Annotated in this window: 19 protein-coding genes and 1 pseudogene; 6 read left to right on the top strand and 14 right to left on the bottom strand. The window is 60.5% G+C overall.

Going from position 1 to position 24,483, the window contains the following annotated elements; all coding sequences use genetic code 11:
• Positions 1 to 142: 142 nt before the first annotated feature.
• The 4 genes from CH92_RS14645 to CH92_RS14630 are packed head-to-tail and all read right to left on the bottom strand — an operon-like array spanning position 143 to position 4,824.
• On the bottom strand, positions 143 to 1,669 hold the full coding sequence (locus CH92_RS14645; RefSeq protein ID WP_025242520.1) for a DHA2 family efflux MFS transporter permease subunit: 1,527 nt from the start codon (positions 1,667 to 1,669) through the stop codon (positions 143 to 145).
• A 13-nt stretch (positions 1,670 to 1,682) separates the two neighbouring features.
• Positions 1,683 to 2,885 (bottom strand): efflux RND transporter periplasmic adaptor subunit, encoded by a 1,203-nt coding sequence (locus tag CH92_RS14640; protein ID WP_025242519.1) that lies wholly within the window; start codon positions 2,883 to 2,885, stop codon positions 1,683 to 1,685.
• A 9-nt stretch (positions 2,886 to 2,894) separates the two neighbouring features.
• The gene (locus CH92_RS14635; protein WP_025242518.1) at positions 2,895 to 4,361 is read right to left on the bottom strand and encodes an efflux transporter outer membrane subunit; all 1,467 of its coding nucleotides are present in this window, start codon (positions 4,359 to 4,361) and stop codon (positions 2,895 to 2,897) included.
• Positions 4,354 to 4,824, bottom strand: coding sequence for a MarR family winged helix-turn-helix transcriptional regulator (locus CH92_RS14630; RefSeq protein ID WP_025242517.1), 471 nt, complete (start codon positions 4,822 to 4,824; stop codon positions 4,354 to 4,356). Before CH92_RS14630 ends, CH92_RS14635 begins: the two co-directional genes overlap by 8 nt.
• 284 nt (positions 4,825 to 5,108) lie before the next feature.
• On the opposite strand from CH92_RS14630, the gene CH92_RS14625 reads away from it, so the two are divergent.
• A complete protein-coding gene (locus CH92_RS14625; RefSeq protein ID WP_025242516.1) occupies positions 5,109 to 5,843 on the top strand; it encodes a DUF72 domain-containing protein in 735 nt (244 codons plus the stop codon).
• A gap of 45 nt (positions 5,844 to 5,888) precedes the next feature.
• Here the strand turns inward: CH92_RS14625 and CH92_RS14620 are convergent, their stop codons facing one another.
• Together CH92_RS14620 and CH92_RS14615 are read right to left on the bottom strand one after the other, a co-directional pair.
• Entirely contained in the window at positions 5,889 to 6,485 is a 597-nt protein-coding gene (locus CH92_RS14620) for a hypothetical protein (RefSeq protein WP_025242515.1), read from the bottom strand.
• A 209-nt stretch (positions 6,486 to 6,694) separates the two neighbouring features.
• A complete protein-coding gene (locus CH92_RS14615; protein WP_025242514.1) occupies positions 6,695 to 7,558 on the bottom strand; it encodes an SDR family oxidoreductase in 864 nt (287 codons plus the stop codon).
• A 244-nt stretch (positions 7,559 to 7,802) separates the two neighbouring features.
• Here CH92_RS14615 and CH92_RS14610 point away from each other — a divergent pair, with 244 nt between their 5' ends.
• Together CH92_RS14610 and CH92_RS14605 are read left to right on the top strand one after the other, a co-directional pair.
• A complete protein-coding gene (locus CH92_RS14610) occupies positions 7,803 to 8,240 on the top strand; it encodes a hypothetical protein (protein ID WP_025242513.1) in 438 nt (145 codons plus the stop codon).
• Between the two features lie 338 nt (positions 8,241 to 8,578).
• Positions 8,579 to 9,766: a sugar transporter gene (locus CH92_RS14605; protein WP_025242512.1), complete on the top strand. Its 1,188-nt coding sequence runs from the start codon at positions 8,579 to 8,581 to the stop codon at positions 9,764 to 9,766.
• A 188-nt stretch (positions 9,767 to 9,954) separates the two neighbouring features.
• On the opposite strand, the gene CH92_RS14600 is transcribed toward CH92_RS14605, so the two are convergent.
• The gene (locus CH92_RS14600; protein ID WP_025242511.1) at positions 9,955 to 11,268 is read right to left on the bottom strand and encodes a methyl-accepting chemotaxis protein; all 1,314 of its coding nucleotides are present in this window, start codon (positions 11,266 to 11,268) and stop codon (positions 9,955 to 9,957) included.
• An 87-nt stretch (positions 11,269 to 11,355) separates the two neighbouring features.
• Positions 11,356 to 11,775, bottom strand: a complete 420-nt coding sequence (locus tag CH92_RS14595; RefSeq protein ID WP_025242510.1) for a septal ring lytic transglycosylase RlpA family protein — start codon at positions 11,773 to 11,775, stop codon at positions 11,356 to 11,358.
• Between the two features lie 289 nt (positions 11,776 to 12,064).
• Here CH92_RS14595 and CH92_RS14590 point away from each other — a divergent pair, with 289 nt between their 5' ends.
• Positions 12,065 to 14,089 (top strand): TonB-dependent siderophore receptor, encoded by a 2,025-nt coding sequence (locus CH92_RS14590; protein WP_235206229.1) that lies wholly within the window; start codon positions 12,065 to 12,067, stop codon positions 14,087 to 14,089.
• A 27-nt stretch (positions 14,090 to 14,116) separates the two neighbouring features.
• On the opposite strand, the gene CH92_RS14585 is transcribed toward CH92_RS14590, so the two are convergent.
• Positions 14,117 to 14,893 carry a transporter substrate-binding domain-containing protein gene (locus CH92_RS14585; RefSeq protein ID WP_025242508.1) on the bottom strand — a complete coding sequence of 259 codons (777 nt, stop codon included), beginning with the start codon at positions 14,891 to 14,893 and terminating at the stop codon, positions 14,117 to 14,119.
• Between CH92_RS14585 and CH92_RS22500 the strand changes: the two genes are divergently transcribed.
• Positions 14,781 to 15,029, top strand: a complete 249-nt coding sequence (locus tag CH92_RS22500; RefSeq protein WP_423832382.1) for a PPE family protein, SVP subgroup — start codon at positions 14,781 to 14,783, stop codon at positions 15,027 to 15,029. The two genes, CH92_RS14585 and CH92_RS22500, sit on opposite strands and share 113 nt — an antisense overlap.
• Positions 15,030 to 15,061: 32 nt before the next feature.
• On the opposite strand, the pseudogene CH92_RS22405 reads toward CH92_RS22500, so the two are convergent.
• The 4 genes and pseudogenes from CH92_RS22405 to CH92_RS14570 all read right to left on the bottom strand — a co-directional run.
• Positions 15,062 to 15,190 (bottom strand): annotated as a pseudogene (locus tag CH92_RS22405) (hypothetical protein); the annotation flags it as partial.
• 336 nt (positions 15,191 to 15,526) lie between these two features.
• On the bottom strand, positions 15,527 to 17,416 hold the full coding sequence (locus tag CH92_RS14580; protein ID WP_158491125.1) for an ankyrin repeat domain-containing protein: 1,890 nt from the start codon (positions 17,414 to 17,416) through the stop codon (positions 15,527 to 15,529).
• A 608-nt stretch (positions 17,417 to 18,024) separates the two neighbouring features.
• Positions 18,025 to 18,843: a hypothetical protein gene (locus CH92_RS14575; RefSeq protein WP_025242506.1), complete on the bottom strand. Its 819-nt coding sequence runs from the start codon at positions 18,841 to 18,843 to the stop codon at positions 18,025 to 18,027.
• A gap of 30 nt (positions 18,844 to 18,873) precedes the next feature.
• The gene (locus CH92_RS14570) at positions 18,874 to 20,874 is read right to left on the bottom strand and encodes a peptidase U32 family protein (protein ID WP_025242505.1); all 2,001 of its coding nucleotides are present in this window, start codon (positions 20,872 to 20,874) and stop codon (positions 18,874 to 18,876) included.
• Positions 20,875 to 21,293: 419 nt separating this feature from the next.
• On the opposite strand from CH92_RS14570, the gene CH92_RS14565 reads away from it, so the two are divergent.
• A complete protein-coding gene (locus CH92_RS14565; RefSeq protein ID WP_235206156.1) occupies positions 21,294 to 23,321 on the top strand; it encodes a TonB-dependent siderophore receptor in 2,028 nt (675 codons plus the stop codon).
• A gap of 394 nt (positions 23,322 to 23,715) precedes the next feature.
• On the opposite strand, the gene CH92_RS14560 is transcribed toward CH92_RS14565, so the two are convergent.
• Complete coding sequence (locus tag CH92_RS14560) at positions 23,716 to 24,327, bottom strand: O-methyltransferase (protein ID WP_025242503.1); 612 nt, start codon at positions 24,325 to 24,327, stop codon at positions 23,716 to 23,718.
• Between the last annotated feature and the right edge of the window lie 156 nt (positions 24,328 to 24,483).

Below are 24,483 nucleotides of genomic sequence, written 5' to 3'. Positions count from 1 at the left end.
CGGGCGTTGCGATCAACACCCACTTTTGAAGGCCAACCGCAGAAACCTGGGGCTGGATCGCAGGTGCGCCAACGGTCTTCGGCGCGCCGTCAGGCGCGTAGAGAAGACTCATGCGGCTGCGATCGCACACGGGTCACTGGCTTTAGTGATCACCGCCTGATGGCGCGCCTTTTGCGGCGAATGGGGGTTTGGCCATCCAGATGATCAGCACCAGACCGACGAATATCCAGCCCATCAGGGTGAAGTAGTCCACCGTCGAGAGCATGTAGGCCTGGGCTTCCACTACCCGGTCGATCTGCGCGTAGGCCTGCTGTGATGGTCCACCGAGTTGGTCGAGGTAGTGCTGAGTGGTCGGGTTATAGGCCGTCACGTGTTCGGTTAGTTGGGCATGGTGGAAGATCTCCCGACGGTGCCATAGCCAGGTCGTCAGCGACGAGGCGAAGCTGCCACCGAGTACCCGCAGGAACGTGGCCAGGCCCGAGCCGTCGGCGATGTCTTTCGGCGGCAGGCTGGAGAGCAGGATGCTGGTGGTCGGCATGAAGAACAGCGCGATACCCAGCCCCATGAATACCTGGATTTCGGCAATGTGGCGGTAATCCACTTCGGTGTTGAAGGTCGCGCGGACGAAGCAGGAAGCGCCGATCACCAGAAAGGAGCCGCCGGCCAGCAGGCGGAGGTCGACCTTGTGGGCATATTTGCCTACGAGGGGGGAAAGAAACACCGGCAGGATGCCGATCGGCGCTGCGGCCAGGCCCGCCCAGACCGGGGTGTAGCCCAGCTGCGTCTGCAACCATTGCGGCAACAACAGGTTGATGCCGAAGAAACCGGAATAGCCAAGTACCAGTGCCAGGGTTCCGAAGGTGAAATTGCGGTACTTGAACAGCCGCAGATTTATGATCGGATGCTTGTCGGTCAGCTCCCAAATCACCAGCGCCACCAAGGCCACCACGGAAATCGCCGTGCTGATGCAGATGAAGTTCGACTCGAACCAGTCCAGGTCGTTGCCTTTGTCCAGCACCACCTGGAGCAGGCCGACGCCGAGCACCAGCAGCGCCAGGCCGATGTAGTCGATCGGCTGGTGGACGATGCGCTCGGGCTTGTTGCGCAGCTGCGCCCAGACCACCAGCGTCGCGAAAATGCCGATCGGCACGTTGATGAAGAATATCCACGGCCAGCTGTAGCTATCGGTGATCCAGCCACCGGCGATGGGGCCGATAATCGGCGCCACTACCGTGACCATGGCCAGCAGCGCAAGCGCCATCCCGCGTTTGGCGGAAGGGAAGATGGCCAGCAGCAGGGTCTGCGCCATGGGATAAAGCGGCCCGGCGAAGAAACCCTGCAGCGCACGGAACACCACCAGCTCGGGCATCGAGCGTGCAATACCACAAAGAAATGAGGTAAGCACGAAGAGCACCACGGCAGCGAGGAACAGCTTTACCTCGCCGAATCGTCGCGCCATCCAGCCGGTCAGGGGCAGGGCGATGGCGTTGCACACCGCGAATGAGGTGATCACCCAGGTGCCCTGTTCGGAACTGACCCCGAGGTTGCCCGAAATGGTCGGCAACGCCACGTTGGCGATCGTGGTGTCGAGCACCTGCATGAAAGTCGCAAGCGACAGGCCGACCACGGCGAGCAGCATGCTCGCCGGGCGAAAGGTGTTATCGCTCATGGATGCTCCGCGCTCAGCGCTTGGCCAGATCGGCGGCCGCTGGGCCGTTGTCGTGGATGGTGCGTTCGATCAGGGCATTGGCTTCGCCCAGCTGATCGTCGAAGACGGCGGTGGAAAAGCGCGGCTGCTGCGCGCTGCGCTGTGACAGCTGGGGGCCGTCCTGATCGTGCAGGTCCACGGTGACGTCGGTGGACAGGCCGATGCGCAGCGGGTGCTTTTGCAGGTTGTCCGGCTCCAGGCGGATGCGTACGGGCAACCGCTGAACGATCTTGATCCAGTTGCCGGTCGCGTTCTGCGCCGGCAGCAGCGAGAAGGCACTACCAGTGCCCACACCCAGGCTCTCGACGGTGCCGCGGTAGTGCACATCGTCCCCATAAAGGTCGGCGCTGATTTCCACCGGTTGGCCGATGCGCATGCTGCTGAGCTGGGTTTCCTTGAAGTTGGCGTCGATCCAGATCTGATCCAGCGGCACCACTGCCATCAGTGCCGCACCGGGCTGAATGCGACCGCCGACCTGCACGGCACGCTGTGCCACGTAGCCGCTGACCGGTGCCACCAGGGTGCTGCGCCTATGGTTGAGGAACGCTTGGCGCAGCTGGGCCGCAGCGGTCTTCACGTCAGGATGCGAGGCGATGATGGTGTCATCGACCAGGGCGCGGTTGGTGTCGAGCTGTTGCTGGGCAGAGGTCAGGGCATTTTCTGCGCTCGTCAGGGCGTCCTGGGCGTGCGCCAGCTCTTCGCGGGAAATCGCGCCGCTCTTGGCCAGCTTGCTGCGCCGCTCGAAGTCGGCCTTGGCGCGCTGCACCTCGACCTTGCGCGAGGCGACCTGCGCCTTGTAGCTGTCGACATTGCTGAACAGGCCACGGACCTGGCGCACCGTACGGGCCAGGTTGGCCTCGGCGCTCTGCAGGGCGACTTCGGTGTCCGAAGGGTCGAGCCAGACCAGTGGCTGACCGGCTTCGACATAGTCGCCGTCGTCCACCGCGATGCGGATGACGGTTCCGGTGATCTGCGGGGTGATCTGCACCAGGTTGCCGTTCACGTAGGCATCGTCGGTGTTTTCGTAAAAGCGGCCGTAGAGCGTGTGATAGAGGTACACGCCAGCGACGCCGAGCACGACCACGACGGCCAGGATCAGCAGGTAGAGCTTGCGCTTGCCAGACGCCTTGGGCGTTTCGGGCTGGGCGTTTGCAGTGTTTGCGGTGGCTTCTGACATGATCGGTACTCAGCGTTGAATAACGTTATCGTTGGAGGCGGGCAGCGGCGTCGAGGGTTCGAAGCCGCCACCGAGGGCCTGCATCAACAGCACGGAGCTGTCGACGCGCTCGGCATGCAGCGCTGCCAACTGGCGGTCGGCTTGCAGCAGTTGCTGCTCGACGCTGAGGGCGTCCAGGTAACTGCCAATGCCGTTGGCATAGCGCTCAAGCGCCAGGTCGTAGGAGTGCTTGGCGATGTCGCGGGCTCTTTGCTGTTGCGTGATCTGCTGATCGAGCGAACGCAGACGGCTGACGCGTTCCCCGATGTCGCCCAGCGCACCCGTCAGGATCTGGTTGTATTGCGCTACCGCTAGGTCGTAGTCGGCATCACGACCAGCCAGGTCGGCGCGCAGCCGTCCGCCATCGAAGATCGGCAGCGACAGGGCCGGGCCGACGCTGAAGAAGCGGCTCGCCGAGCCGAACATCGCATCACCCAGCAGGGATTTTGTACCGGCGGCCGCGCTCAGGTTGAGGTTGGGATAGAAGTTGGCCTTGCTCGCCGCGATCTGTTTGTTTGCCGCCTCCACCCGCCAGCGCGCTGCGACCAGATCGGGACGCCGACCGAGCAGTTCGGCTGGCAGCTGCGCGGGCAACTCGACGGCGCTCGGCGCGATCAGCTTGGGTTGCGGTAGCGATTCGCCGCGGTCCGGCCCCTTGCCCAGCAGGACGGCCAGCCGGATACGCGCGCTTTCGACCTGTTGCTGGGCATCGGTCAGGGCTGCTTCGGCAGCGGCTTCCAGACTCTGGGTCTGTTGCAGCTGGTAGTCGCTGTCGATGCCCGCATCCACTCGGCCTTGGGACATTTTAAGGATGTCCCGACTGCGCTTGAGATCCTGTTCGGCGATGGCCTGAGTGGCATACGCCAGGCCCAGTGTGTTGTAGGCCCGGGCTACCTCGGACGCCAGGCTCAGGCGCGCGTCCTGACGGTCCACTTCACTGGCGCGGGCCTGACCGACCGCCGCTTCCCAGGCGGCGCGCTGGCCGCCCCAGAGATCGAAGGTATAGCCGGCCTCCAGCGAAAGGCTGCGCAGTGTGCTGTAGCGCTCGCCCTGGCCCAACGGGTCGTCGACACGGGCCAGCCGCGAACGGGTGGCGCTGGCGTTGGCATCGAGCCGTGGCTGACGTGCCGCGTCGGCAGCCAGCACTGCGGCGCTGGCTTGCCTGGCGCGGGCATCGGCGACCTGCAGGTTGGGGCTGGACTGCAATGCTTCCTGAATCAAGCTGTCGAGCTGGCTATCGCCGAGGCGGTTCCACCAATCCTGGCGGGGCCAGGCAGCCGGCGAAAGCGAGGCGCCCAGGGTGCGATCGGCTTCGAGCGAGGCCGGGTCGATCAACTTGCCTTCGCTGTGCAGCCCTTCGAAGGATGCGCAGCCGGCTAGCGCCAAGGCCGCCGCCAGCAGGCTCAAGGGGCGAAAAAGACTGTTCACGTTAGGCATCTCCACGGGGGTGCGGCAGCGCGTCGACCGCCACGAGCATCTTTTTCAGTACGCGCTCAAATTCGCTGACCTCGGCACCGCTAAGGCACTCGGTGAGCTCGTTCATGGCGTCGGCTGCGATTGCAGGTATCTGTTCACTCAATGTCGTTCCGCGCTCGGTGAGCACCAGCTGTACCTGGCGGCGATCGTTGTCGCAGCGCTCGCGACGCAGCAGGTCCTTGCCTTCCAGGCGGTCGAGCATGCGAGTCATGGCGCCGCTGTCGATACTCAGGATGCGGCTGAGCTCAGCAGGGGTGGACGCGGAGCGGTGGCCCATCAACAGCACCACTTTAAATTGCGCGGCCGTAAGGTCGTGGTCGGCCAGCTTCCGCTCGAGAATGCGATCCTTCAGCTGGTTGATCAGCGCGATGAGGTGGCCGAGGGAGTTCTCGACGGAATAGTTATTGCGATCGAAATGCGGCATGAAATAGCTGCCTAGGCAAGTAATTCGTGAAAGGTTACTGCCTAGGCAGCTAAATGCCAAGAAACAATTTGAAATAACCAGCGAGAAAGGACCCGGTTAGGCAATTGATTCAGGGCCTGAGGCGGACGGTTTGCAGTTCACTTGCGCCCGAAGGAGGCAACGGTGGCGCAGCAGCCACTCCAGACAAGGCGCGCATGTGCGCTCCTCATACGAATGGAAACTGGATCATTTAGCCGCGCAGAGTGGTCATCTGATGTAGCCCATCGCCTGCGAGGATTTTGTTGATGTCGACCACACCTGTATTGCTCGGCACGGCGGGCTGGAGTCTCCCGCGTGAGCAGTGGCCAGAGTTCGCGGCCGAGGGGACCCATCTGCAGCGCTACGCCAGTCGTTTATCGGCGGTGGAGATCAACAGCGCGTTCTACCGCCCACATCGACCGGCAACCTATGCAAAATGGGCCGATTCCGTGCCGGAAGCGTTTCGTTTCTGCGTGAAGGTGCCCAAGCAAATTACCCATGAACGGCGGCTAGTGGATGGTGAAGAGTTGCTAGAGCGCTTCCTCGACGAGTGCGGACATCTGGGCGTGAAACTGGGCTGCCTGCTGGTGCAGTTGCCACCGTCGTTGTCTTACGATCTGGCGAGCGCCGCAGCCTTCATCGAGGCGCTGAGAGATCGCTATGAGGGGCCAGTTGCCATCGAGCCGCGCCATGCCAGCTGGTTGGATGCCGAGGCATTACTGCAACGAGAGAAGGTCGCTCGCGTTGCCGCGGATCCGGCTCCCTTTCCTGAAGCGGCAGAACCAGGAGGCTGGGCGGGCTTTCGTTATTACCGGCTGCATGGCTCGCCACGCATCTACTTCTCTTCCTATGGCGAGCAGTGGTTGAAGTCGTTGGCCGAACGCATGAGGGGCCGATCCGAGGGCGTGACCAACTGGTGCATCTTCGATAACACCGCCAGTGGGGCGGCAACGGCCAATGCGCTTGCGCTGCAGCGGCAAATCGTGGCCCGGTCCAATTGATCTGCCGAGCCCGATGCCTGACGGCGCATAGGGCGCCTTCGAAGCTTATCGCGGGATGATCCGTACCCGACCGGCAGTGTTGTCGCGGCGAGCCACTTTCTCGTTTTCGGCCCGGCCGGGAATCGAGCCGTCATCGGCGCCGCGATCCGGTGTGGCCATCCCGTTGAGCTTGCGCTCGTCCTCGCTGATCGACGAAGCGTCAGGGTAGCCAGTGGTCAGGGTTTCAGTGCTGGCGGTGACCGGCGTTGCGTCGTCGGTACCCCAAGTGGCGCTGCGCTCGTCGATGTCGATCGCGCCGTTGCGCTCCATCAGCTGTTCGACGACAGCGACCTGGCCTTCATCTTCAAGCGTGACAGTAACGACCGTTGAGCCGCGACGGGCGGCCTCCGGATAGCGGCCGGCGTGCTTGCTCGAATCGTCACCGAATACCTTGCTGAAGAAACTGCCAATCTTTTCGGCAACCGAGGCATCGTCGTCCGGCTCCTCGCCGATCACCTCGACGCGGCTGCTATCGACGTTATCCGGATTGAAGGAAGCCGAGATCTGGATCGCGTCGCTCGGTACTCCCTGGCCAAGGAGTTCGGTTTTGACTTGTTCGGCTTCGGCGTAGCGGTCGAAGGCCGCGATGAGAATCTGGGTCATGACTTCACCTTGTTATGAGCAGCCTGGCTGCGGTTGTGTACGTGGTGAGCGTCTCGCCTGATCAGGTCAACGCGCACCGTCCTGACTGTTTGGCGAGGGACGAGGAGGGATGGTTCCGTGCGCCTCATTACGCGATGCTTCGGCACGGGCGGGCAGAAACGAAAACCGCGCCTGGGCCACGGCGCGGTTTCGACGTCAGGCGTGGCGGATCAGCCGTTCACGACTTTGCCGCCGTTGATGTGTATCGTCTGGCCGCTGACGTATGACGAATCCTCGCAGGCCAGGTAGACATAAGCCGGGCCCAGTTCCGATGGCTGGCCGCAGCGCCCCATGGGCATCTGGCTGCCGAAGTCTTCCAGCAGCTGCGGGTCGTGCTTGCCGAGAGACGGCGGTTGCAAGGGCGTCCAGATGGGACCCGGCGCGATCTGGTTAACACGTATTTCACGCTCGATCAGCTGCTGCGACAAGGCGCGGGTGAATCCGTCGATGGCGCCTTTGGTCGCGGTGTAATCGACCAGCATCGGATTGCCGATGAACGAATTGATCGAGGTCGTGTTGATGATCGACGCGCCGGCTTTCAGGTGGGCCAGGGCCGCACGGGTCAGATAGAAATAGCCGTGGATGTTGGTGGCGAAAGTCTTTTCCCACTGCTCATCGGTGATGTCTTCGAGTCGCGTCTGCACTTCCTGGCGTCCGGCGTTGTTGACCAGGACGTCCAACCGACCAAAAGCCTTCACGGTTTGCTCGACCGCATCGTTGCAATGGCTGCTGTCGCGGATATCTCCGGGAAGCAGGAGGCAGCGCTGCCCTTCGGCTTCGATCATGCGCTTGGCATCTTCGGCGTCCTCGTGCTCATCGAGGTACATGATGGCGACATCGGCTCCTTCACGTGCGAAGTGCACTGCCGCTCCGCGACCGATGCCGCTGTCACCGCCGCTGACCAATGCCACCTTGCCGGCCAGCTTGCCGCTGCCTTTGTAGCCTTCACGAATGAATTCAGCAGGCGGGTCCATTTCGCGTTCCCGGCCGGGTAAACGGTCCTGCTTTTGCGCGTGAATTTTGGGGTAGGTCATGCGTCCTCCAGAGTTGGTTGGGATCTGTAAGTACGGCTGGCACTCAGCGGGAAAGTTTCGGCAGAACGCCGAGCGGTCGTGGCTGACCGGTGATCGGAAAAGGATACTTCGGCGATGGTGGCGCTTGGCCACGAATCCTTCGTGCCCTATAGTGCCGCCCGCCAAGGACGGACGACGACTCCCAACGTAGGGGTCAGTTCAGCGCTGTCCACGTCTACCACGTCACTGCAAGGGAATGAACGAAATGAAGGCCAAGCAACTCCTGGCGCTGCCGCTGATCGCCGCGCTGCTGTCTGCCTGTACAGCTACCACATCGCTGCGCGCCAGTGATCCGAACCTGGCTGTCAAGATCAATGACGATGCGCCGCTGATTTTGAAAAACCCGGTCAGCAAGACCTACAAAGCTACCAGCTTCGGTCAGTATCGTTTCCGCGCCACGCAGGACGGCATGGAGCCGATGTACGGGATCGTCCCGCTCAAGTTCAACGGTGGCTATCTCGTCGCCGACATCCTCTTCTTTGCGCCGGCTGCCTTTTACAACCTGCGCGAGGTCTACCCCTTCTATGAGTTTGATGTGGCACAGGGCGTCGTGCGCTACAAGAAAAACGAGGCGGACCAGTGGATCAGCTACAAGCCGACCGCTGCAGAAGCCGAGCGGGCGCAGGCGTATTTCGCCAAGTAACCGTTTGTTGACTTACTGCCTACGCTACCCACGCGTGTGCCGGATGCCGACAGCCAGTCGGCATAATCCTATGGCTGCCGTTGCGGCCGCTCGTCGCAGATCGCTTTCGCGGCCTGACATCGGCATGGTGCGGGCGTAGAATCCGCGCCGCTCCGGCTTCCCGTTTCGAACCTCTCATCGCTCCCGCTGCTATCCCGCGCTTTCTCGAAGCCTCGGGCCGCGTGCGTTGTGGCGGCCGAACAGGGTCGGCTACTTCTTACACCCTCATTCGTCACACTGCGGTGCGCCTTTCTGGCGCGCTGCGATTGCCGAGTGGAGCGCATCCAGACATCACCTACATGAACGAATCGAATACCCGCGACGGGAGCTGGATCAGCGTCGTCGCGCTGGCCTTGGCGGCCTTCATCTTCAATACCACCGAGTTCATCCCGGTGGCCTTGCTCAGCGACATTGGCCGCTCTTTCAACATGCCGCCGTCCCAGGTCGGCCTCATGTTGACCATCTACGCCTGGGTGGTAGCACTGATGTCGCTGCCGATGATGCTGCTGACCCGCAACATCGAGCGCCGCACCTTGCTGATCTTCGTCTTCGTGGTGTTCATCGGTAGCCACCTGGTGTCGAGTGTGGCCTCGAGCTTCGGTATGTTGATGCTCAGCCGCATCGGCATCGCGCTGGCGCATGCGGTGTTCTGGTCGATCACCGCATCGCTGGCCGTACGCGTCGCACCGCAAGGCAAGCAGGCACAGGCGTTGGGCCTGCTTGCCACCGGCAGCGCCTTGGCCATGGTGCTGGGCATTCCACTGGGCCGGGTAGTTGGTGGGCTGCTGGACTGGCGCACGACTTTCCTGGCGATTGCCGTAATCGCCGCACTGGTCGTGGTCGTTCTGGCGCGCGCGCTGCCGCTGCTGCCGAGCCAGAATTCCGGTTCACTGCGCAGCTTGCCGATGCTGTTCAGGCGGCCCGCACTGGTCGCGGCCTATGTGCTGACAGCGCTGGTGATCAGCGCGCAATTCACGGCCTACACCTATATCGAGCCCTTCGCGCAGGCTATCGCGCACCTAAGCGGTGACATGACGACCGTATTGCTGTTGTTGTTCGGCGGTGCCGGGATTCTCGGCTCGTTCCTGTTCAGTCGCTACAGCGGGCGCTATCCGCGAGGCTTCATGATCGCGGCGATTTCGACCATGGCGCTGTGCCTGCTGCTGTTGCTCCCCGCGGCGCGCGATCCGTCGATGCTCGGTGCGCTGGTGATGGTCTGGGGGATCGCCGGGATGTGCTTCGGCCTGGCGTCGCAGTCCCGCGTGCTGAACCTGGCATCCGATGCGACCGACGTCGCCATGGCGATGTTTTCCGGCATCTACAACATCGGTATTGGTGGCGGGGCGCTGTTGGGTAGCCTGGTTACCCAGCAGCTGGGTCTGAGCAATGTGGGCATCGTAGGAGGGTTGTTGGCATTAAGCGGCGTGCTGCTGTGTTGCTTTTCCACCTACCGCTTTGCTCGTCCGGTGGGGTCAACGGTGAGCTGAGGCTGGCGGTAATCGCTTCTCTGGCAATGTTTGCCAGGCGCGAAATTGATGGAAGCGCTGCAGCCGTCGGCTGATGTTCAGAGCGGCGAAAACAGCGACACCTTTACCGATCCGTTGCCGAGGATCGGATAGCAAACGCAAGGTTGGGATGCGAGACCCGATCACTCGCCTCCCGGCCTGTTAAGCGGTTACTTCAACTCGTTGGCAAAGCGGCCCACGGCGCTGACGACCTGCTTGGCACCGTCCTGAATTTCGACAATCACGGCGCCGGCCTGGTTGGCTAGCGACAAGCCTTGGGCTGCCTGCTCACGGCTGTTGGCCATCTCCTGCACCGCTTCGTCGACCAATGCCTGATTCTTTTGCACCACGCTAACGATTTCCTCGGTGGCAGCGCTGGTTCGACCAGCCAACTGGCGTACTTCATCCGCGACCACGGCGAAACCGCGGCCTTGCTCACCCGCGCGTGCCGCTTCGATGGCAGCGTTGAGTGCGAGCAGGTTGGTCTGTGCAGCGATGCCGCCGATGGTCTGCACGATGGAGCTGATCAGATGGGATTGCTGGCCCAGCGCCTCGATGCCATGGGTGGCCGATTCAACCTCTTTGGCAATGCGTTGCATCGTCGCGACCGTATCTTTGATCACGACGGCACCACGCTCGGCGCTGGTGTCAGTTTGCCTGGAGACGTCAAAGGCAATGGTTGCGGCTTCGCGCACCTCTTGTTCACGAGCGACCTGTTCACTGATCACGCTGGCGAACTTGACCACCTTGAAAAGTTTGCCCTCGGTGTCGTGTACTGGGTTGTAGCTTGCCTCTAGCCAAACGTCTCGTCCCTGGCTGTCGATACGTTTGAAGCGATCGGCGACGAATTCGCCACGATTGAGCGTTTGCCAGAACGTTTTGTATTGCTGAGACGAGACCTCCGCCGAGGTGCAGAACATGCTGTGATGCTTACCGACGATCTGCTTGAGCGAGTAGCCCATGCCTTGAAGGAACCGTTCATTGGCAGTAACGACCGTGCCGTCGAGATTGAACTGAATGACAGCGGTGGAGCGAAGCAGGGCATTGATGAAGGCTTCGTTTTCCTTCGCTTGCTGCAACTCTTTGCTCACTTCACGGGCGAGGCCGCGAATATGCAACAGGCTGCCTTGCTCATTCTTGATGGGGTACCAGTCGATGTGCAGCCAGGCGAGGCTGCCGTCTGTATGTAGAAACCGGTAGTTGTCGCTGATTGAAGCCAATCTGGACATGGCGGAGCGAAAGTTCTGGAAGCAAGGCAAGGTTTTCACGTAGGCCGGCACGATGTCCGACATGGCGCGACCCTTCAACTGCTCAGCGCTGTAACCAAGCGTCTGTGCAAACTTATGGTTCACGCTGATCATCCGAAACTCGGGATCGAGCATGATGCATAGCTTGGTATCGCTCATCTGGTCGCGCAGCTGTCGTAACAGGGACAGCTCCGCTGATTGTTCTTCAAGTTGCTTTTTGAGATGACCGTTGAACATGGAAGCACCAAGTGCTGAGGGGATATGGCTATCTATCGGCACATTGTTCCCTTACTTGATGCTATCTAGTGCTAGAAGGTGTTCACGTCAGTCGACCTTTTCCAGGCGCACCCGAAGAACTCCGGAGCGGATATTGCCGATGCTCTGGAACGCTGCTTTCGACAGATCGATGATGCGCCCCCGCACGAACGGTCCGCGGTCATTGATACGCACGACCACGCTATTGCCGTTGCGGGTATTGATGACGCGGACCTTTGTGCCGAAGGGCAGGGTGCGATGGGCTGCGGACAGTGAGGTTTGATCGAAGCGTTCGCCGCTGGCGGTCAGCTTGTTGTGATGCTGGCTGCCGTAATACGAAGCCTTGCCCGAACCGATGACGTCCCCCTGCTCGGTCGAAGGCTGGGGTTTGGCGCCTGGTAGTGGCTCCTTGGGCGGAGGTGTCGAGCAACCGAAAAGCGTCGCGATCAGCGACAACGCGACGATCCAGCGAATTGACCCATTGAGCATGTTCGTTCCTTGTTTTGCCATGAGAAACCGCGCTATTCGTCATTTGACGAGATCGAGAAGTTTGCGCCGGCTCCCCTCGAGCCTGGATGGTTATAAGAATTATTCTTAAATGCGAGCCATATTCGTTTGCTGGTGTTAAATTGCGGCCCCTTATCAGTCGGCTCGGGATTCGTTCGTGCATTTTTTGCTTTCAAGTCGCAACGGCAAACGCGTTTCGCGTTGCCTGCTGCTGTCTTTTACCATTAGCCCGTCAGCGCTTGCGGTTGCTGACGAACAGCAGACAACGGTATTGCCTGAAGTTCAGATTGTCGATGCGCCTGTCGAGTCGGACCAGGGCTATGGGGCGCGGCAAGTCAGCAGTGCAAGCAAGGGCAGCGTGCCGATCCGTGAAGAGGCACAATCGGTTAATGTGGTGACGCCCCAGATCATCGACGACTTTGCCGTGCAATCGCTGGACGACGCGATGAAGTTCGTCAGCGGAGTCAGTCAGAGCAATACCCTCGGTAATACCAAGGATGCGTTCATCAAGCGTGGCTTTGGCACCAATGCGGACGGGTCATTCCTGCGCGACGGCATCCGCTCAAGTCTCTCGCGCAATTTCAGCGCCACCACCGAGCGTGTCGAGGTGCTCAAGGGACCTGCTTCGCTGCTCTACGGCGCGCTTGATCCGGGCGGCCTGATCAATGTGATCAGCAAACAGCCGCTGTACAGCCAGAGCACCACGCTCGGTGGTTCGCTGTACAGCGAGGGCGGCGGTAGCACCTTTCTCGACACCACCGGCCCGCTGGGCGACAGTGGGTTCGCTTATCGGCTGATCGCCGAGCGTCAGCACGAGGATTACTGGCGCAACTACGGTGTTGACGAGCACACCCTGGTCGCGCCCTCGCTGAGCTGGGTCGGCGAGCGTGCCAGCCTGAACCTGGCCTATGAATACAACGACTACGCCACCCCCTTCGATCGCGGCACGGTGTTCGTCGACGGCCGTCCTGCTGATGTGGACTACGACAAGCGCCTGGATGAAACCTGGGCGAAAGCGGTGGGAATCAGCGAGACCGCCACGGCGCGCTTCGAGTACGAGCTCAGCGACCGCTGGAAGACGCGCCTCAGCTACGGCTGGAACAACGACCGCTACGGTCTTTCCATCGCCCAGCCAATCTCCTTGTCAGCTTCCGGCCAGTTGACCCGTGCGGCCAACGGCGCGCACTACGACTATGAAACACGCTACGCCAGCTGGGACTTCATCGGCCAGTCCGAACTGTTCGGCCAGCGTCACGACGTGCTGGTCGGCGTCGACAATGAAGTGTCGGACCAATACCGCGGCAAGACCTACCGCAACCCCAACGCGACCCGCCGCGCCATCGATATCTACGACCCGGTGCTAGGCGAGCTGGCTGCGCCAAGCGTGGTCAGTTCGACGCAGAGCAATCAGCGCAGCGAGCTGGAGTCGACATCGCTGTACTTCAAGGACAACTGGCATCTGGATGACCGCTGGATAGTGGTGCTGGGTGGGCGCTACCAGGCCTACGAGCAATATTCCGCCCAGGGGCTGGGTGCCGATCACGTGGTCAACCTCGACGAGCGCGATCACACCTTTGTGCCCTTCGCCGGGTTGGTCTATGAGGTCAACGATGCGCTTTCGCTGTATGGCAATTACAGCCGCTCGTTCGTACCCAACACCAGCCTGGACGATGCCGGTAACACCTTCGAGCCAGAGCAGGGGCGCAGTTACGAGCTGGGTGCCAAGTACGCGATCATGCCGGGGCTGAGCGCGAATCTCGCGCTGTTCGACATAAAGAAGGACAACGTAGTAACCACCACGACCGTCGCCGGCGTGAGCATCAGCGATGCCGCCGGAACCGTCGGTTCGCGGGGGCTGGAGCTGGATATCAGCGGTCGTATCGCTGACCGCTGGGACCTCATCGGCACCTACGCGTACACCCGCACCGAAATCCTCGATGACCCGCAGGACGAAGGCAATCGCCTGACCCAGGCGCCAGAACATACCGCCAGCCTGTACCTGACTCACCACCTGCGTGTACCGACCGAGCTGGGCGAGTGGCATGCCGGTGGCGGCGCGCGCTACGTGGGCGAACGCGCTCGCAACAACGCCAACGATTACTGGATGAGCAGCTATACCGTGGCCGACGCCTTTCTGCGTTGGGAATATCCGCTGCTGGGCCAGAAGACCCGGCTGCAGTTCAACGTCGACAACCTGTTCGACAAACAGTACTACCCGTCGAGCACGGGCAGCGAGCTGCAGGTCAACGTGGGTGAGCCGAGAACCGCACGCTTGAGCGCCAGTGTGACCTTCTAGCGGTGCGGCTCGGTCAGGTTCGAGTCGTCACTCGCCGGGTTTTGCCAGCCACTTGTCGGCGATGCGCTGGTATTCGCCGGTGGCTTTGCTCAGGTGCAACCACTGATCGACGTAAGCCTTGAATGCCACATCGTCACGTGGCAACAGGAAAGCCTTTTCACTGTATTGCAGTGGCTTGTCGGGGTTCACCGCGCACAGCGTCTGGTAGTTGCGTTGCTGATACTGCGCCTCGGATGAGTCTGTGATCATCACGTCGGCCTTGTTGTCGGCGACGGATTTGAAGATCACGGTGTTGTCATGGAACAACTCCAGCTGCGCCTTGGGCAATTCGCGATGTACGAAGGCCTCGTTGGTGCCGCCCGACGGCTCGATCAGGCGGACCGAAGGCTGATTGAGCTGTTCGATGGTCTGGTACTTCTCGACCTCGTCGCAGCGGACGAAGGGAATCTTGCCGTCCACCGCAATCGGATCGCTGAAGAAGGCCTTCTTCTGCCGCTCGAGCGATATGGAAACACCGCCGACTGCCATGTCGCACTGTTCCAGGAAGTCCGGCATCAGCGTCTTCCAGGTCGTCGGAATCCACTCAACCTTCACGCCCAGCGATTTGGCGAGCGACTCGGTAAGGGCGATGTCGATGCCCTCGTACTGCTTGTCGTCGCGCAGGAAGGTGTAGGGCTTGTAATCGCCCGTCGTGCAGACCTTGAGTGTGCCACGCTGCTGGACGTCATCGAGCAGCGAAGAAGAGGGCGCGGCGAAACTCGCGCCACTGGCCAGCAAGACGCCAGCTGCAATCAGAGATCTCATGGTGTTTCCTTGCAAGGGCGTGCCAGGGAAGGCAGCGGTTATTGTTCTGGCCCGCCAGTTACGCGGGCATGTCGAACGTACCGGACGGCGGCCTCGAATCACAAGGTTTTTACGGAGCGGAACCGCAGGCGCCTGAGGGTGGACGCCGTAACGGTGCCCGCCTGTTGCTCAGGCGTGCGGCTTGCTACGGATGGTCTTCATCAGGTCGGCCGGCGTGATGTGGCCGACCACGCTGGCCGCACTGCCCGGCTGTGGCAGGTTGAGGATGTTGCCCTTGATCTTGCCGATCACGTGCATCTAGGTCGATACCTGGCGACAAGCACTACTACCCGTCGAGCGCCAACAGCGAACTGCAGGTTTAATGTTGGCGAGCCGAGAACCGCACGGTTGAATGCCCGCGCGACATTCTGAGCTGCTAGCCGTGCCAGTCGCAGAGCGGTTGTCAGTTGGACCAGGCCGTGGTTCCCCCTCTTGGGGTCAAGCTCCGCGTGCGGGCAAAATCGCAAGTCGCTGTTTCAATGCATCTAGCACCGGCGCGCCGCGCCGCAACACCGCCAACATCGTCTCCCAAGCGGAGCCGTCCTGCGTGGCGCTGGTATCTCGTAGGTTGCGGATGGCGGTATCAGTAACCTGTCAGTCGGTGGGCTGACGCGGCGAGTCGGTACTGTCGAGTAGAGCCATCATGTCGTCTCTGCGCGCACGGACCAGGGATTCCAAGAGGACATCTTTTCCACGCAATCCACAGCGCTGCCCAAGCGTAAGATCAGCGCCTGCTTTCAGCATTTTTGCGAAGGATGCAAGACTGACGCGCCGTGTTTCATCGTCATGGCTGCGCTCAGATTGCGATGCATTGGCTAAAAGTTGGATTGGGCTGTAGGCGGTATCCATGTTCTTGCAATGCAGGCGACCATCAAATAGCTGGTTGGGCTGTGCGCCAGCGTCCAAAAGCATGTCGGCAGCCTTGAAGTTGCCCGCGGTTAGTGCGCGCTGCATAGCATTGTTGCCGTCCTTGTTTCGATGGTCGACGTTCTGCCGATGGCGCAACAGCTCCTCCAACACTCGCAGGTCGCGGGGATTACTTGCGTATTGCATGAGTAAAGTCTGATCGTTCAGCTCTGGCTCTTCGAACGGTGCGCCTGCAGCTGCCAGGAACCTAAAGCGTGTCGGGCGGGCGAGTTCGGGATCTTCCTTCAAATCCAATGCGAGCGCTTGTGCAAGCTGCGTTCGGTAGGGATAGAGCCCAGTTAGTCGGGCACCGGCTGCAACCAGACGTTGGGCTATTTCTAGGTTGGGCTTATGCAGTGCCAGCATCAACGCACTTTGACCATCGTCGCCCACGACATGACCGGAAACGCCTTGGTCAAGAAGACGTTGAACCAGAGATAGATCGTCTGCTCTGACCGCGTTTAGCAGCGGCCAATGTGGACGACATGCCTGTTCGCTGGCTTCGCTCAGCTGGAGACGCTCCAATACCCGCTTCGGAATAGAAAGTTGGCGGGTTAAGCGCAGACCGCAATAGATTCGGTAGCGTTCCAACGCACGGGCTTCATAAAGGCCGAGGTTAGGGTTCAGCCGATAAAGCTGCCAGTCGATGTCGGCCAGATTAAGTTGCACGGCGATACGATCTGGCTCCCGCTGTAGAACTTCCTCAAGCAGTGGCCGGGCGGCCTCGGGGTCTCCGGCAGCGGCTAGCCAGAATGCAATATCGTTTAGCAGGCGAGGTACATCTCGTATGCCAACACCTAACTGCCGATAGTCGTGCTTGGTCAGGAAATCACGGAGGGGTTCCAGGGTTTCTGCGTTGCCTTTGTGGGCGAATGCGTTCGTATGCAGGCGACGTAGCTTCCTGAGGGCTTGTTCACCGTCTTCGGAAGGCATGGTTTGGTCGAGCATGAAATAGGTCGGCGCGCTTGGTAATGAATAATGTCGCGCGCCCGAATCCCCGTTGAGGCGCTTTAGCCACTGTTCTCCGAGTCCTTCGGGCATAGGCTGCAGAGGCGTCAGGCTAATCTGCTCGGCAGTGGTGGGGCGGCCAATCGCCAGTAACGGCGTGCCTGGGGTTCTCGTATCGAGCAGAATGAAACGATCGTCCTGCCAGTGGCGATAGTCGGCACAACTTACGCTGTAACCAAGCAGGAGCAAGCCCTCCGAGGGGCTGAACTCACCGGCCCAGTTATCCGCGTCGAAGCGCCGGCCGTCTCGGATACAGTGCTGCAACTCTGATCGTTCAAAAAGTGGCAACGGCCCGAATTTGTACGCCCGCTCGCGGTAATCAGGATCGCGGTAAATATTCAGGTAGAGCAGCTGCTGATGTGCGCTCAGCAGTGTTTTATGAGGCCTGGGTTCGGTGTCTTCCGTTTCCGCAAATAGTAGGCTGCCTGAGCTGGCACTGACAGGCGTCTCGGGGGCATCTAGCTGGACACGTGAAGTTAAACGTATCCAGCCGATGTCGATACTGTGTGCCTCTGCTGGCATGCATGCTAGCCAGAGCGTTGCGAGCCCGATTTGAAACTGTGTTCGCATGAGCATAGGTCCTTCCTTGGATCGAGCGGGTGCGAATCATAGTGAGAAAAACGGCAAGCGAATGCGAACTGGGTTGTGCCGGAAGGCACGCGGCTTCTCTCCACCAAATTCAGCGTGCTTATCTATCGCTTGGGTATGGGGCCAAACAAACGCTGGCAACGAAGAAAATGCTGATCCGGCTCTTCGTCAGTGAGCGGTTCGCATGCGAGAGGCCGAGACTTTGCTGAAGCCCGATGTGTTAGCAGAAAGCTGATTTGTTCTGGTGAGGCCCAGTTCCATCGCTGTAGATCACGTACCTGTTCGGCTATCCAGCTGGGGTGACCTTCTTTTTTGAAGATGTCTTCTCTAAGCGCACTCGGCCGATGGGCGATCCATCTGCCAACTTCCGACTTGATTTGGTTCAGTTGGTGTCGGTCATGCGAGGCGGGCCCGAACAACTTCTTGCAGCGCGCGAAGTGCGTCTCGGACGCCTCACCAGGTAAGGGATTCCAGGCTGGTTCATCTATGGTGTCTTGGGCATACAGGTAGGTGCGCACCAGTAGCTCCATCTGATCCTGGTGTTGCCACTTCCAGCGGTAGAGCTTGTTTGAAATATCGCTTACCCAATCCTAAGCGTTTGCTCTTTCGAAGATTGCCGGCGTGTCTGGGCCTGAGTGCGCCCAGTAGGTGTTGGTCACCTTTGCATGTAGCACGGCAAGGGCCATGACTTTTGACGGTTCGATGCCATGCTCGCAGGCGGGGTGGCTATTGCAACTAAGCCCATCGCGACGGATTTCCACGAGTTCAACTCGGGCCATGCCTGGCCGTTCGTGAACCAGCTTATAAGGGATGTGCTGACCACCGATCCTGACCCAGCGCCCTAGGTAGCCCGGTTCCGCTGGGAGCTCCAGGCGTACGTGCAGAGGGGCGAGCCGGGAGGGGCTACTAACATGCTTTACCGACCAGCCTATGTCCGTCTGCTCATGTGGCCAGCACCATGTCTCTTGTTCCACGCTGTTCGACTTGCCCAACGACCGCACGTGATTGCAGTTCAGGCGCACCTGGTGGGCGGGCGCTGCCCGGCTTGCGGGGCGAAAGTCCAACCGGGCCAGCTTTATCGGTTCACCACCATGGGTTGGTGTGGTTTCTATTTCAAGTCGCTGCAGGTACTGCGTACAGAGCCCTCTGTGAACTCTATCGGGGATCTTGAACTGCACAGGGCCGGTACTCGGCGATTCTAAACGACGTTCCTTTTCATGCATGTATATCCAGCGGCCCATGCCGATGCTGTAGCTTGCCCGGCAGCGATCGGACGTTTGATTGTGGTACACAACGTAAGCGGTGGCCCGATAGCCCTCGGGTTGTTCAATGGTCACCTGTTGCGTACTGGCGCAACCAGTTAGAGAAAGCGCCGCGAAAGCGGCGCAATGGTATGTGGATTTCTTCATATCACTTCCTTGTGAGTCGGAGCGGCAGTGTCAGCGTGCCGGCTTGCTACGGATGGTCTTCATCAGGTCGGCCGGCGTGATGTGGCCGACCACGCTGTTGGCGCTGCCTGGCTGCGGCAGATTGAGGATGTTGCCCTTGATCTTGCCGATCACGTGCATCTCGCAAGGCTTGCAGTCGAACTTCAGGGTCAGCACCTCGTCGCCGTGTACAAGCTGCATCGGGGCGACCTTGGTGCGTACGCCCGTCACGCCCTTGGCCTGCTTCGGGCACAAGTTGAAGGAGAATCGCAGGCAGTGCTTGGTGATCATCACCGGCACTTCGCCGGTCTCTTCGTGGGCCTCGAAGGCCGCATCGATCAGCTCGACACCGTAACGCTGGTAGAAGGTGCGCGCCTTTTCGTTGTAGACGTTGGCGAGGAAGGTCAGGTGCGACTCGGGATACACCGGCGGCGGCACACTGACAGCCTTGCGGCTGCCCAGCGGACGGATGGCTTCGCGGGCCTCGGTGAGTGCTTCGATGGCCTCGCGGCGCAGGGCCTTGAGTTGCGAGTTGGGGATGAAGAACGCCTGGGGCGCGTCGACGTCTACTTCTTCGGCGTGGTAGATGGTTGTGCCCAGCTGGCTCAGCAGGTCTGCGATCTGGGCGGGTACTTGTTCAGGCTTCTTGGCTTCGCCGAAGGGGCCGGCCAGCGAGACAGTAGCGTAGGCGCCTTCCTCGCTAGTGACATGCAGCTCAAGCTCGTCTGCCTGCAGTTTGGCCAACCAGCGGACCCCAACGCGGCGCTCGGCAGAGGTCTTCAGCAGTGCGTTCTGCCAGTTGTGATCCAGGTTGCGGTTCAGCGGATGGTTCGGACGCAGCTGGCGCAGGGCCGCCGGCATCTCGTTAGGCTCGACGCGGTACTGCATGAGCGACTGGCCATCCTCTTCGGTCTGTCCCAGCGGCTCGACCACGCTGGCGCGAAAACCCACCACCTCGCGTTTGACCAGCACGTTCAGACCGTCACCGTTGGACAGTGGCTCGCGGGTCTGCACGGTGAGGTCGTGCTTGCCGACCTTGAGCACTTCGCCCACGGCCAGACCGGTGAAGGTCGGCGAATCGAAGGCGCCGATGTCGATCTTGCGGTCGGTGACGAAGTAGTCGGTGCTGCCGCGGTGGAAGGTCTTGTCCGGGTCCGGCACGAAGAAGTGATCGGTCCGACCGCTGGAAGCGCGGGTCAGGTCGGTGCGGTCTTCGAGAATCTCGTCCAGGCGCTGGCGGTAGTAAGCGGTGATGTTCTTCACGTAGCTCACATCCTTGTAACGTCCTTCGATCTTGAACGAGCGTACGCCTGCATCCACCAGCGCGCGCAGGTTGGCGCTCTGGTTGTTGTCTTTCATCGACAACAGGTGCTTGTCGAAAGCGACGACGCGGCCCTGGTCGTCCTTGAGCGTGTAGGGCAGGCGGCAGGCCTGGGAGCAGTCACCGCGGTTGGCGCTGCGGCCGTTTTGCGCATGGGAGATGTTGCACTGGCCGGAGAACGCCACGCAGAGGGCGCCGTGAATGAAGAACTCGATGGCTGCATCGGTAGCATCGCTGATCGCGCGGATTTCCTGCAGGTTCAGTTCGCGGGCCAGCACCAGCTGCGAAAAACCGGCCTTGTCGAGAAACTTGGCGCGCTCCAGGGTGCGGATGTCGGTCTGGGTGCTGGCGTGCAGCTCGATCGGCGGAATGTCCATTTCCATCACGCCCATGTCCTGGACGATCAGCGCATCCACACCGATCTCATACAGCTGCCAAATCAGCGCGCGCGCAGGCTCTAGCTCGTCGTCATGGAGGATGGTGTTGATGGTGACGAAGACCCGCGCATGGAACAGATGCGCAAAGGTCACCAGCTCGGCAATGTCCGCCACGCTGTTCTCGGCGTTGTGCCGCGCACCGAAACTCGGCCCGCCGATGTACACCGCATCGGCGCCATGCAGGATGGCTTCCTTGGCGATGGAAACATCACGCGCAGGGCTGAGCAGTTCGAGTTGGTGCTGGGGTAGGGACATGAGCGCGGACCGGGTGCGAGTCGAAAGTCGCGCATTGTAATGGCTTGCGTGCGGTTTGAGGGTGGCCGCTGGGCATGTGGAGAAATCGCGCCTGCGGACGATCCAGGCTAGTCGATCAATGCGAGCTTATGCCGAGATACGGTGTTCAGGTGGTGTCGGGGTCCGTTCTGTCCCTGTGCGAAGGCGAGCGTCATTCAAAAGTTCTTTTGTAAATGATTACATATCTCATTGGCGATTGATTACTATCCGCTGCTTGGAGATTTTGTAACAAATTTCATAACCCGCCTTTTTAGCAAACACACACACCGACGAGGACCTGAAGAATGACTGGTAGCAAAGCCGGACTTGGGAAAGCACAGACACCGTGGCGACGTACCACCACTGCCTTCTTGTGTTGCGCTCCGCTGGTTGGCCTCCCCATGAGCGGCAACGCACAGGAGACGAGCACAAAAGCGGACAAAGAGGCGTATCGGCTTGCTCCCATCATCGTCAACGCCAGCGCATCTGCAGGAGACGACGCAAGCACGGTCGTTGCCCAGGAACTGTGGGTCGGCGGTAAAGTGGCCACCAGCATCCTCGACACACCGGCCTCGGTATCAGTGGTGACCGAGAAGGAAATCGAACAACGCAGTGCCAGCACGACCGAAGAGGTTCTGCAATACACCCCCGGCGTTCTCACCGACTTCTACGGGACCGATGACCGCAACGACTACTTTAAAATTCGCGGGTTTGACGCCACGACCTACCGTGACGGACTGACCCTGGGCTCGATGCGCGGTATTCGCGAAGAGCCTTTCGCCTTTGAGCGCGTCGAAGTGCTCCGCGGAGCCAACTCCACGCTGTTCGGCCCCGCAGACCCAGGCGGCTCGGTCAACTTCGTGAGCAAGCAGCCGCGCTTCGAACGCTTCGGCCAAGGCTTCGTGACCTACGGCTCCTTCGATCACAAGGAAGCGGGCATTGATGTTGGTGACGCCCTTAACTCGGAGGAAACCCTCGCATATCGCCTCACTGGTAAGTTCCAGGACAGCGAGCGCGAATACGACAACTCCGAGGATGACGACGAGTTCGTGATGGGCGGCCTGACCTGGGAGCCGACGGCATTCACTTCGGCAACCGTCATCGTTGATTACCTGAACCGTGACAGCACGCCCAACAGCGGTGGCTACCCGCTCGATCGCGAGTACGACCGCAGCGACTTCTACGGTGAGCCCAGCTTCAACTACCAGAATGTCGAGCGCAGTAACGTGACAGGCACCGTCACTCACGACTTCGACAATGGCTTCACGTTGCGCAGCAACCTGCGTTACAGCGAGTCGACCGACGACTTCGGCTACGTCTACATCACCGACTCCGCCGCCCGGACCGGCACAGTGGTAGATCGCGATTACTTCGGCACCGACAGCGAAGCTCAGGAATTCATCGGTAACGTGATGCTGCAATACGATGCTCGTTTCGAGCGCATCGACAGCAGCACCTTGGTGGGCGTCGAGTACCGTGATGCATCGACTGAAGAGTCGTCTTTCTACGGTGACGCTGCTTCGATTGACCTCGCCAATCCGGTTTACAGCGGTGCGCCGACTAGCCTGAACGTCTACGCTCGCTATGACCGCGACTTCAAGACCAAATCGGCTTTCGTGCAGCAGAATTTCTCCATCGACCGGTTCATCGTCACCGCAGGTGTGCGCAACGATCGTCTGGATTTGTCCGAAACGGACATCACTGGGGCCACCGCCACCTCCGACTTCTCGGAAACCTCCCTTCGCGGCTCGCTGACCTACAAGGTCACCGACGAGATCTCCACCTATGTCAGCATGGTGGAATCTGTTGCACCGCCTGATATAGGTGTCAACCCTGAGCACGGCAAGCAGTATGAGGTCGGCGTGAAGTACGCGCCCGCTGGCACGAGTTCGCTGTATTCAGCAGCCATCTACGACCTCAACCAGGAGGACGTGAGCATTGCCGTCGTTCAGCCCAATGGCACCATTGAGCGCGAAACAGTCGGCGAATCGCGTGTGCGCGGTCTTGATCTGGAAGCCAAAACAGAGTTGACCGCCAACCTGAGTCTAATCGGGGGCTATTCCTACATGGAATCCGAAGTGACACGCGGAACTCTCAGCAGTGGCACGTCCATCAAAGGAAACGAGTTCAGTGTTGCACCGAACCATACGGCGTCGCTCTGGGGCTACTACACCTTGCCAGGTACGGAGATGAGCGTTGGCCTGGGCGCACGTTACACCAGCGCCTACTACTTTGACGCTGAAAATACCTCCGAGAGCGACGCGGCCACGCTGTTCGATGCCGCTTTCAACTACCGGATTGCCAGAGGCACCGACCTAGCGGTCAACGTTAGCAATCTCCTGGACGAACAGCATGTGGTCGGCTCGGCCACTGCGGATTACTACAACCCCGGCCGCGAGATTACTGCGAAAGTGAGCTACAACTGGTAATCAGCAGCGCTGTTTGGCCTCGCTGCTCGCCGGGCTTGTCAGCCTTCAGCGATGACGCAACGGTTTCGACCCACGAGCTCTTCCTTGAACTCGTAACTGGACGCTGGAGCGTCCTGGGTGGCGTTCCCACGCGGGAGCATGGGAACGCCAGCCGTGACGCTCTGCGTCACCTGGTGCAGACTCGCGTCCAATGCGTGATATCGAGCAGACCTGGCTGGCTTGCATAGTTGCGTGCGCTCGAATAGCGCCAATGTTCAGCGAGATCCACGCTACCCGCGTCGTACGGGGTTGTGGTGGGTATAGTCCAGCGTTGGCGCATCACCGCTTCGCTGCATACCATCGGGCAGGTTTTTCGGATCGCGTTTCGCAAATGACACACTGCAAGCGTCGCCGTTCAGCTATCGAGGCGGCTGACCTCCAAACCTGTACCCACCGGCAGCAGCACGCTGCTCAGCCCCGGCGTTTGCGCGATGGCGGCGCGGTATTTGGCGGCTTGCTCGCCGCCTGGGCGGATCATGTTGTCGGCGACGATGGTCGCGCCGGGATTGAGTTTCGGATAGAAACGCTCGAGGCAAGGCACGTACAAATCCTTCCAGAGATCGAGTAATACGAAGTCGATGCGCTCTGGCATGGCGTCGATCAGTTCCAGCGCATCGCCCACCTTGAAATCGATGACGCTGGCCAGGCCCGCTTGTTCGGCCATGTCGCGAGCGAAGTCGGACTTGTGCTGATGCAGCTCCATGGTCACGACACGACCCCCGCTGGCTTGCGCTGCCTCGGCGAGCCAGAGCGTCGAGTAGCCGAAGGAAGTGCCCAGCTCGAGGATAGTAGGCGCATCCAGGCTGCGGACCAGCGTATTGATCAGCTGCCCGGTATTCGGGCCGACCGCGAGAAACGCGTGGGTGCGCCAATCGGCGTTCGCAGCCTGTCCAGCCTGGCGTTGTTCACGCTCTTTCAGCAGATGTGCATGATAAGTGTCGAATACGGCTTTGACGCGATCGTCCATCGAATCCTCCAGAACAGGGATGCGCCAGTCGCTCCGGTGCAGCGATTGGCTGGGTGAACAGGTTAGGTGACTTTATCAACAGAAAGTTTGCAGGCCCAAGGGCCCGGTGGGCGTTTCGCAGGACAGCGCGTCGTATCTGTCGCCGATCAGAGCCGC

Origin of the sequence: Stutzerimonas stutzeri (assembly GCF_000590475.1) — a bacterium.
Lineage (GTDB): Bacteria > Pseudomonadota > Gammaproteobacteria > Pseudomonadales > Pseudomonadaceae > Stutzerimonas > Stutzerimonas stutzeri_D.
The sequence above is the reverse complement of the archived record's forward strand: the minus strand, read 5'-3'. Positions and strand labels throughout refer to the sequence as shown.

Bases quoted from the DNA above. Each gene is read 5' to 3' on its own strand.
- CH92_RS14605 (WP_025242512.1), top strand. From the start codon at position 8,579: ATGAACGAATCGAATACCCGCGACGGGAGCTGGATCAGCGTCGTCGCG.
- CH92_RS14630 (WP_025242517.1), bottom strand. From the start codon at position 4,824: ATGCCGCATTTCGATCGCAATAACTATTCCGTCGAGAACTCCCTCGGC.
- CH92_RS14610 (WP_025242513.1), top strand. From the start codon at position 7,803: ATGAAGGCCAAGCAACTCCTGGCGCTGCCGCTGATCGCCGCGCTGCTG.
- CH92_RS14620 (WP_025242515.1), bottom strand. From the start codon at position 6,485: ATGACCCAGATTCTCATCGCGGCCTTCGACCGCTACGCCGAAGCCGAA.
- CH92_RS14585 (WP_025242508.1), bottom strand. From the start codon at position 14,893: ATGAGATCTCTGATTGCAGCTGGCGTCTTGCTGGCCAGTGGCGCGAGT.
- CH92_RS14560 (WP_025242503.1), bottom strand. From the start codon at position 24,327: ATGGACGATCGCGTCAAAGCCGTATTCGACACTTATCATGCACATCTG.
- CH92_RS14580 (WP_158491125.1), bottom strand. From the start codon at position 17,416: ATGCGAACACAGTTTCAAATCGGGCTCGCAACGCTCTGGCTAGCATGC.
- CH92_RS14570 (WP_025242505.1), bottom strand. From the start codon at position 20,874: ATGTCCCTACCCCAGCACCAACTCGAACTGCTCAGCCCTGCGCGTGAT.
- CH92_RS14615 (WP_025242514.1), bottom strand. From the start codon at position 7,558: ATGACCTACCCCAAAATTCACGCGCAAAAGCAGGACCGTTTACCCGGC.
- CH92_RS14595 (WP_025242510.1), bottom strand. From the start codon at position 11,775: ATGCTCAATGGGTCAATTCGCTGGATCGTCGCGTTGTCGCTGATCGCG.
- CH92_RS14635 (WP_025242518.1), bottom strand. From the start codon at position 4,361: ATGCCTAACGTGAACAGTCTTTTTCGCCCCTTGAGCCTGCTGGCGGCG.
- CH92_RS14625 (WP_025242516.1), top strand. From the start codon at position 5,109: ATGTCGACCACACCTGTATTGCTCGGCACGGCGGGCTGGAGTCTCCCG.
- CH92_RS14565 (WP_235206156.1), top strand. From the start codon at position 21,294: ATGAGCGGCAACGCACAGGAGACGAGCACAAAAGCGGACAAAGAGGCG.
- CH92_RS14645 (WP_025242520.1), bottom strand. From the start codon at position 1,669: ATGAGCGATAACACCTTTCGCCCGGCGAGCATGCTGCTCGCCGTGGTC.
- CH92_RS14575 (WP_025242506.1), bottom strand. From the start codon at position 18,843: ATGAAGAAATCCACATACCATTGCGCCGCTTTCGCGGCGCTTTCTCTA.
- CH92_RS14640 (WP_025242519.1), bottom strand. From the start codon at position 2,885: ATGTCAGAAGCCACCGCAAACACTGCAAACGCCCAGCCCGAAACGCCC.
- CH92_RS14600 (WP_025242511.1), bottom strand. From the start codon at position 11,268: ATGTTCAACGGTCATCTCAAAAAGCAACTTGAAGAACAATCAGCGGAG.